Raw genomic sequence first — 8,154 nt, 5'->3', positions numbered from 1 at the left:
GACCCCCGCGCCTGGGGCAAGGTCGCGGAGTCCGCCATGGCGGCCCGTGTGGTCGAGGCCGCGAAGGTCCTCGGCTCGGCCGGTCACACCAAGGGCTGAGCAGGGCCGTCCGGTCGGGCCCACCGGCCTGGAGGAACGGGGCGCGTCCCACGGACGCGCCCCGTTCTGCGTCCGGTCACCTCCAGCGCGTGCCACGATGGGCGGGTGACCGTCGACGCCATCGCCTCCGAGTTCGCCCAGTTCGTCACCGAGTCGCCGACCGCGTTCCACGCGGCCGCCGCCGCCCGTGACCGCCTCGTCTCGGCAGGGTTCACCGAGCTGTCCGAGCTCGACGCCTGGCCGACCGGACCCGGCGCGTACGTCGTCGTCCGCGACGGTGCCGTCATCGCGTGGCGTCTGCCCGACGGTGCCACCGGGACGACCCCGCTCCGGATCCTCGGTGCCCACACCGACTCCCCCGGGTTCCGCGTCAAGCCGAACCCGGGCGTCCGCACCGGGGGCTGGGAGCAGCTGAACGTCGAGGTCTACGGCGGCGCACTCCTGTCGACCTGGTTCGACCGTGACCTGCGGATCGCCGGAAGGGTCGTCGATGCCGACGGCTCCGTTCGACTGTTCAGCACCGACGCCGTCGCCCGGATCCCGAACCTGGCCATCCACCTGGACCGCGGGGTCAACGACGGCAAGGAGATCGACCGCCAGCGGCACACCCTGCCGATCGTCGGCGTGGACGGCGACGCCGGCGGGACGGACGTGGTGTCGTGGCTGCGGGGCCGGCTCGGCGAAGGTGCGGTGTCGTGGGACCTGTTCCTCGCCGACACCCAGGCCCCGGCCCGGATCGGCATCGACCGCGAGTTCCTGGCGTCCGGCCGGATGGACAACCTGACGAGCGTGCACGCCGGACTCCGCGGCATCGTGGACGCTCCGACCGACGGTGACCACATCCCGGTGTTCGCGGCGTTCGACCACGAGGAGATCGGATCGTCCACCCCGTCCGGAGCCGGCGGCCCGTTCCTCGAGGACGTCCTCGCCCGCGTGCAGGAGGGCCTCGGCGCCACCCGCTCCGAAGCCGCACGGGCGTTCCGCGCCTCCTGGCTGCTGTCGAGCGACGCCGGACACCTGGTCCACCCGAACCAGCCCGAGAAGCACGACCCGACGAACCGTCCGCGCCCCGGCTCCGGCCCGCTGCTGAAGATCAGCGCGAACCAGCGCTACATGACCGAGGCGAAGGGCGAGGCCGTCTGGGCCGCGGCCTGCGAGGCAGCGGGGGTGCCCTGGCAGCCGTTCGTCAACCTGAACACGATTCCCGGGGGCTCGACCATCGGTCCGATCGCGGCGACCCGGCTCGGCATCCCGACGATCGACATCGGCGTCGGACTGCTGTCGATGCACTCCATCCGGGAACTCGTCCACGTCGACGACCTGGCTGCCCTGCACGCTGCGGTCGCCGCGTTCCTCGCCAGCTGAGCCTTCGCCGGCTGAGCTCCGGTCGGCTGAGCCGTGGCCGCCTGAGCCCCGGCCGGCTCCAGCGGGCCGGATCCGACGGCGGGCCCGGTGTCGGCTGTCGGCTGGTCACGACTCCCGTTCGCGCAGGGCCGACTGGTCACGAACTGTCGGCCGCGCCGGTGCCGGACGACACTTCGTGACCACTCGGCGACGGGCGCACGGCGGGGAGTGACCACTCGGCGACCTTCAGGCGGGCGGTTTGGCAGGGGATCCGGGGCCGTCAGGCCGTCAGGCCGTCAGGCGCCGGTCTGGCCCAGCATGAAACCGACGAAGGCCTGGTCCTGCAGCACCACGAGCAGGAACGCGATCGTGCTCACCGCGGTGGCCACGAGCGCGCCCACGAGGGGCACCCAGAACGTCCGCTTGCGAGCACGGAGTCGTCGGATCGACCACCAGGCCACCAGGGCGAAGACGACGACGTTGGTCACGGCGGCGACCGCGGCCGCACCGCTCAACGCGCTCGGGTCGTCCAGCGCCGTGTACTGGGTCTCGAGGGTCCGGCGCACCGTGGACGCGACGTCTCCCACGGCCAGGGACTGCACCACCGAGACGAGCCCGAAGGCCAGCAGCCCGACGGTCAGCACGAAGTCGGCCGGCGAGCGTCCGAACCGGCTCGTCGCCGTCGACCGCGGCGGCCCGCCGGCGGAGGCGCCACCGGGAGCACCGAGGCGGCCGGGAGGCACGGGCCCGGACGGCACGCCGCTGCCGGCCCGGCGTGCCGCGGCGCCGTCCCGACCAGCCTGCGACGCGGCCTGCTCCCGGAGTTCGCGTGCCTTCCGCTCCTGCTCCTGTCGTTCCTGCTCGACGAGGACAGGGTTCACCCAGCCCTCCGGCGCGTACTCGCCGTACCCGGGAGCCGGACGGCCCTGGGGCCGACCCTGGGTGGCACCGGCGGCCGACGTCGGGGATGCGTCCCGGGCCTCCTGGCCGACACCCGTGCCGTCGTCGAGGTGCGCCGGGTCACGGCGCGGGACCGAGGACCAGCCGTCCGCCCCGCTCATGCCCGACGCCCGCCGAGTGCGCGCGTCGAGTTGCCCGACGCGTCGGTTCGGAGCTCCTTGGGGAGCGAGAACATCAGGTCCTCGTGCGCGGTGACGACCTCTTCGACGGAGGCGTACCCCGCGTCGGCGAGCTGCTCGAGCACCTCGGCCACGAGCTCTTCCGGCACCGAGGCACCGCTCGTGACGCCGACCGTCTCGACGCCGTCGAGCCACTCCTGCTGGATCTCCTCGGCGTAGTCGACGCGATGGGCCGCACGGGCACCGTGCTCGAGCGCGACCTCGACCAGGCGGACGCTGTTCGACGAGTTCGCGGAACCGACCACGATCACCAGGTCTGCGCCGGGGGCGACCTTCTTGATCGCGACCTGACGGTTCTGGGTGGCGTAGCAGATGTCGTCGGACGGCGGGTTCTGGATCGCGGGGAACTTCTCGCGCAGCAGCCGGACGGTCTCCATCGTCTCGTCGACGCTCAACGTGGTCTGCGACAGCCAGACGAGGTTGTCCGGGTCGGGGACCTCGAGCGCGGCGACGTCGTCCGGGCCGTTCACCAGGATGGTGCGGTCCGGAGCGTGCCCCATCGTGCCCTCGACCTCTTCGTGGCCGGTGTGCCCGATCAGGATGATGGTGCGCTCGGCCTTGGCGAACCGGGTGGCCTCGCGGTGGACCTTCGTGACGAGCGGGCAGGTGGCGTCGATGGCGTGCAGGTCCCGTTCGGCGGCACCGGCGACGACGGCCGGCGAGACCCCGTGGGCGCTGAACACGACGTGGGAGCCGCGCGGGACCTCGGCCACGTCGTCGACGAACACCGCGCCGCGCTGCTCGAGCGTCGACACCACGTGCACGTTGTGGACGATCTGCTTGCGGACGTAGACGGGCTCGCCGTACTGCTCGAGGGCCTTCTCGACGGCGACGACCGCGCGGTCCACGCCGGCACAGTACCCACGGGGTGCCGCGAGCAGCACCTTCTTGGCGCCGACGACCGGTTCGTCCCGCAGTCGCCCACGTGCCGCGTGCACTCGCGGCGGGGCGAGCGGGACCGTGTGGCCGTTGGTGATCGTCACGTCCCCGATGATAGGTGAGCGGAACGCACGCGACCTGGGCGCGTGGCGTGCCTGTGGAGATCACCGCAGCATGCCGCCTGTCACCGGTCTCGGGCACGATGGACGTCCACCAGGACAAGGAGCGACATGGCGATCGAACAGGGCCCACCGACGGCCGACAACCCGTGGCCGGTGGCGCTCCTCGGCGCGAAGCTCCGCGACTGGATCGACCGGCTCGGCACCGCCTGGGTCGAGGGCGAGATCACGCAGTGGAACGTCGCGGGCGGCAACGTCTACGGCAAGCTGAAGGACGTCGAGGTCGACGCCACGGTGTCGTTCTCCATCTGGTCGAGCGTGCGCTCCCGGGTGCCGGCGGACATCAAGCAGGGTGACCGGGTCGTCGCCGCCCTCAAGCCGAACTACTGGGTCAAGGGCGGCTCGCTGACCATGCAGGTCGTCGAGATGAAGCACGTCGGCCTCGGAGACCTGCTCGAACGGCTCGAACGGCTGCGGCGCACCCTCACGGAAGAAGGACTGTTCGACCCGGCCCGCAAGAAGCGGCTGCCGTTCCTGCCGCACCGCATCGGGCTCATCACCGGCAAGGACTCCGACGCCGAGAAGGACGTCAAGCGGAACGCACAGCTCCGGTGGCCGCAGGTCGAGTTCCGCACTGTCCACACCGCGGTGCAGGGCGAGCGGACCGTGGGCGAGGTGACGGCAGCGATCCTCGAGCTCGACGCCGATCCCGAGGTCGACGTCATCATCATCGCCCGCGGCGGCGGTGACTTCCAGAACCTGCTCGGCTTCAGCGACGAGGGCTTGGTCCGCGCGGCGGCGTCCGCGTCGACCCCGATCGTCTCCGCCATCGGGCACGAGGCCGACCGACCGCTCCTCGACGAGGTGGCCGACCTCCGCGCCTCGACCCCGACCGACGCAGCCAAACGGGTCGTGCCCGACGTGGCCGAGGAACTCGCCAACGTGCGGGCGGCCCGCGCCCGGCTCGGACTCCGGCTCTCGCACACCCTGTCGGTCGAGGCCGACCGGCTGGCCGCGCTCCGTTCGCGGCCGGCGCTCGCCTCGACAGCGTGGCTCGTCGACACCCGCGCGGAGGAGATCGCCCGCGATCTGTCCCGAGCGCGCGAGCTCCTCGACCGCCGCCTCGAGCGCGGGCACTCCGAGGTCGGCCACCTGACCGCGCGGCTCCGAGCGCTCTCGCCGAGGGACACCCTGCGCCGCGGGTACGCCATCGTGCAGCGCGCCGACGGCGGCGTCGTCCGTGGCACGGCGAACCTGTCCGGAGCGACCCCGGTGCACGTCACGCTCGGTGCCGGCACCGCGACCGGCACGCTCGAACCCGACGGCCCCGGGCCGGACGGTTCCTGACCGCCGCGGGAGTTCCCCACAGTCGCGATCGGCGCGACGGATCGTCGGTGGACGCTCGGTAGGATCGACCCGTGCCATCCCAGCAGGAACCCGAGCAGACCGACGTCCAGTCGCTGAGCTACGAAGCGGCCCGCGACGAACTCGTGCGCGTCGTGGGCGAGCTCGAGCAGGGCTCCGCCACCCTCGAGCGCTCGCTGGCGCTGTGGGAGCGGGGCGAAGCCCTCGCCGCACGGTGCGAGGAGTGGCTCGTCGGTGCCCGCGCACGCCTCGACGCGGCCCGTACCGCCAGCAGCGCCGAGGACGGCTCCGGCCGATGACCGATCCGAACGGCCGCCCGATCGTGGCGGAGCTCGGTCGCCCCGAGACGCCGGAGGAGACCTGGGCCCGCAAGGACGCCGCCCGGACCGCCCGCCGGCAGCACCAGACCGCCTTCAACCTGGTCATCGCCCTCATCGCGTCACTCGGCATCGTGCTCTTCCTCGTCGCCGTCGTGGTGCGGCCGGACACGACCGTCGACCGCACGGTCGACTACCAGCAGATCGCCGCGGACGCGAAGGTCGACGACGTCACGCTGGCCGCCCCCGGGCTGCCCGACGGCTTCAGCGCGAACCGGGCGGACTTCGCCAGCAAGACCACCGACGGGGTCGACGTCTGGACCGTCGGGTTCGTGACCCCGGACAAGCAGTACCTCGGCCTGCAGCAGGGCATCGACGCCAACGCCTCGTGGGTGTCGAACCAGCTCGACCAGCGCCCGGCCAACGGCACCCGCACGATCGACGACACCGAGTGGACCGTGTACGACCGGCGGTCCGAGGGCACCGACGCCGGCAACCACGCGTACTCGCTGGTGTCGAGGTTCGGGAAGAACACGATCGTGCTCTCCGGCACCGCCGACGACAAGTCCTTCCGGACGGTCGCGACGGCCGTCGACCGACAACTGAGCGAGTAGCCCGCGAGCGACCAGGGGCCTGCGGGTCGCCGTCGGCAGGCCTCCCGGGCCCACCGTCGCCACCGCCCCGTCCCACCCGAACGTCCCACCCGTACCGAGGAGTCCCATGCCCGACCGCGCCGCCTCCACTCCGTCCGACGCCTTGCGCCTGCTCGTCGAAGGCAACGCCCGCTTCGCCGCTGACAAGCGCCGGATGGGCCGCGTGGACCCGGACCGCCGCACCGAGCTCGAGGGATCGCAATCGCCGTTCGCGACGGTCCTCGGCTGCTCCGACTCGCGCGTGCCGTTCGAGCACGTGTTCGACGCCGGCATCGGGGACCTGTTCGCCATCCGCAACGCCGGACAGATCGTCGACGACATCGTGCTCGGCTCGATCGAGTTCGCGGTCGTCGCCCTCGGCACGCCGCTCGTGGTCGTGCTCCGCCACACCCGCTGCGGTGCCGTCGCCGCCGCGCGTTCCGGCGAGCCCGTTGCCGCACCCCACTTGCAGTTCCTCGTCGACGCGATCACCCCGAGCGTCGAGAAGGTCCGGACGATCGACGCCGAGCTGCCGCAGGAAGCGATCGGCGCCGCGCACCTCGAAGCCACGCTCCGCCAGGTGATCGAGCGTTCCGGCGCGGTCTCCGACGCCGTGGCCGAGGGTAGATTGGCCGTCGTCGGGGCGACCTACGACCTCGCCACGGGAGAGGTCACCATCGACACCGTCGTGGGCCAGGTCTGACCGACCACCACGACGCCGCCCCGGAGACCCCGGGGCGCGAGCACGGGCCGGCGCGACCGCGACCGGCGAGCACCCCAGGAAGGACCACGACGACGTGACCGACACCACCGCGACCGAGTTCCGCATCGAGCACGACACCATGGGCGAGGTGCGGGTGCCGAAGTCGGCCCTGTACCGTGCCCAGACCCAGCGTGCGGTCGAGAACTTCCCCATCTCGGGCACCGGCCTCGAGTCGGCACAGATCGTGGCCCTCGCGCGGATCAAGCGGGCCGCGGCGATCGTGAACGGCGAGCTCGGCATCGTCGAGCCGGCCCTGGCGGACGCCGTCGCGAAGGCGGCGGACCTGATCATCGGCGGGCAGCACCACGACCAGTTCCCGGTCGACGTCTACCAGACCGGCAGCGGTACCTCGTCGAACATGAACATGAACGAGGTCCTCGCCACCCTGGCGTCGGAGATCGCGGGCACGGCGGTGCACCCGAACGACCACGTCAACGCGTCCCAGTCCTCGAACGACGTCTTCCCGACCTCGGTGCACGTCGCCGTGACCGAAGCACTCATGCGCACGCTCATCCCGGCGCTCGAGCACCTCGCCGAGTCGCTCGAGACGAAGGCGACGCTGTGGGCCGACGCCGTGAAGTCCGGCCGGACGCACCTGATGGACGCCACCCCGGTCACCCTCGGCCAGGAGTTCGGCGGGTACGCGCGCCAGATCCGCCTCGGCATCGAGCGCGTTCGGTCCACACTCCCCCGTGTCGCCGAGGTCCCGCTCGGCGGGACGGCCGTCGGCACCGGCATCAACACGCCGACGGGCTTCCCGCAGCGGGTCATCGCCCAGCTCGCGAGCGACACCGGCCTGCCGATCACCGAGGCCGTCGACCACTTCGAGGCACAGGGTGCGCGCGACGCCCTGGTCGAGGTGTCCGGCGCGCTCAAGGTGCTCGCCGTCAGCCTGACGAAGATCAACAACGACCTGCGCTGGATGGGCTCCGGTCCGAACACCGGCCTGGGCGAGCTGCACATCCCCGACCTGCAGCCGGGGTCGTCGATCATGCCCGGCAAGGTCAACCCGGTGATCCCCGAGGCCACCCTCATGGTCGGCGCGCGGGTCATCGGCAACGACGCCACGATCGCCTGGGCGGGTGCGTCCGGTGCGTTCGAGCTGAACGTCGCCATCCCCGTGATGGGCACCGCGTTGCTCGAGTCGATCCGTCTGCTCGCGAACAGCTCGCGGGTGCTCGCCGACAAGACCATCGACGGGCTGCAGGCGAACCTCGAGCGCGCCCGCGCCTTCGCCGAGTCCTCACCGTCGATCGTCACCCCGCTCAACCGGGTCATCGGCTACGAGGCCGCCGCCAAGGTCGCGAAGTACGCCGTCGCCGAGGGCATCACCGTGCGCGAAGCGGTCGTCGCCCTCGGGCACGTGGAGCGCGGCGAGGTAACGGAAGCGCAGCTGGACGAGGCGCTCGACGTCCTGTCGATGACCCACCCGAACTGACGCACCCGAACACGACCCGCTGACGGCCAGGAGGCGCGGTGCCAGCTGGCACCGCGCCT

8 protein-coding genes are annotated in these 8,154 nt (G+C 72.2%); 6 read left to right on the top strand and 2 right to left on the bottom strand.

Going from position 1 to position 8,154, the window contains the following annotated elements:
- Window positions 1–204: 204 nt before the first annotated feature.
- Window positions 205–1,464 (top strand): M18 family aminopeptidase, encoded by a 1,260-nt coding sequence (locus ITJ56_RS17765; RefSeq protein WP_194631965.1) that lies wholly within the window; start codon window positions 205–207, stop codon window positions 1,462–1,464.
- 275 nt (window positions 1,465–1,739) lie between these two features.
- On the opposite strand, the gene ITJ56_RS17760 is transcribed toward ITJ56_RS17765, so the two are convergent.
- Together ITJ56_RS17760 and ITJ56_RS17755 are read right to left on the bottom strand one after the other, a co-directional pair.
- Window positions 1,740–2,504: a DUF6264 family protein gene (locus tag ITJ56_RS17760; RefSeq protein ID WP_194631964.1), complete on the bottom strand. Its 765-nt coding sequence runs from the start codon at window positions 2,502–2,504 to the stop codon at window positions 1,740–1,742.
- A complete protein-coding gene (locus ITJ56_RS17755) occupies window positions 2,501–3,565 on the bottom strand; it encodes a 4-hydroxy-3-methylbut-2-enyl diphosphate reductase (RefSeq protein WP_194631963.1) in 1,065 nt (354 codons plus the stop codon). The genes ITJ56_RS17760 and ITJ56_RS17755 overlap by 4 nt, the downstream gene beginning before the upstream one ends.
- A 126-nt stretch (window positions 3,566–3,691) precedes the next feature.
- On the opposite strand from ITJ56_RS17755, the gene xseA reads away from it, so the two are divergent.
- The 5 genes from xseA (at window position 3,692) to ITJ56_RS17730 (ending at window position 8,095) form a co-directional block, all read left to right on the top strand.
- A complete protein-coding gene (gene xseA, locus ITJ56_RS17750; RefSeq protein ID WP_194631962.1) occupies window positions 3,692–4,927 on the top strand; it encodes an exodeoxyribonuclease VII large subunit in 1,236 nt (411 codons plus the stop codon).
- Window positions 4,928–4,998: 71 nt separating this feature from the next.
- Window positions 4,999–5,244, top strand: a complete 246-nt coding sequence (locus tag ITJ56_RS17745) for an exodeoxyribonuclease VII small subunit (protein ID WP_194631961.1) — start codon at window positions 4,999–5,001, stop codon at window positions 5,242–5,244.
- The gene (locus tag ITJ56_RS17740; RefSeq protein WP_194631960.1) at window positions 5,241–5,876 is read left to right on the top strand and encodes a DUF4245 domain-containing protein; all 636 of its coding nucleotides are present in this window, start codon (window positions 5,241–5,243) and stop codon (window positions 5,874–5,876) included. The genes ITJ56_RS17745 and ITJ56_RS17740 overlap by 4 nt, the downstream gene beginning before the upstream one ends.
- 106 nt (window positions 5,877–5,982) lie before the next feature.
- Entirely contained in the window at window positions 5,983–6,597 is a 615-nt protein-coding gene (locus ITJ56_RS17735; RefSeq protein ID WP_194631959.1) for a carbonic anhydrase, read from the top strand.
- 94 nt (window positions 6,598–6,691) lie between these two features.
- Window positions 6,692–8,095 (top strand): class II fumarate hydratase, encoded by a 1,404-nt coding sequence (locus ITJ56_RS17730; protein ID WP_194631958.1) that lies wholly within the window; start codon window positions 6,692–6,694, stop codon window positions 8,093–8,095.
- The last annotated feature ends 59 nt before the right edge of the window (window positions 8,096–8,154 follow it).

It is taken from the genome of Curtobacterium sp. VKM Ac-1376, assembly GCF_015351025.1.
Lineage (GTDB): Bacteria > Actinomycetota > Actinomycetes > Actinomycetales > Microbacteriaceae > Curtobacterium.
This window is presented reverse-complemented; position numbering and strand designations above follow the sequence as displayed.

Coding starts and splice junctions, on each gene's coding strand:
- ITJ56_RS17760 (WP_194631964.1), bottom strand. CDS start 2,504: ATGAGCGGGGCGGACGGCTGGTCCTCGGTCCCGCGCCGTGACCCGGCG.
- xseA (WP_194631962.1), top strand. CDS start 3,692: ATGGCGATCGAACAGGGCCCACCGACGGCCGACAACCCGTGGCCGGTG.
- ITJ56_RS17740 (WP_194631960.1), top strand. CDS start 5,241: ATGACCGATCCGAACGGCCGCCCGATCGTGGCGGAGCTCGGTCGCCCC.
- ITJ56_RS17735 (WP_194631959.1), top strand. CDS start 5,983: ATGCCCGACCGCGCCGCCTCCACTCCGTCCGACGCCTTGCGCCTGCTC.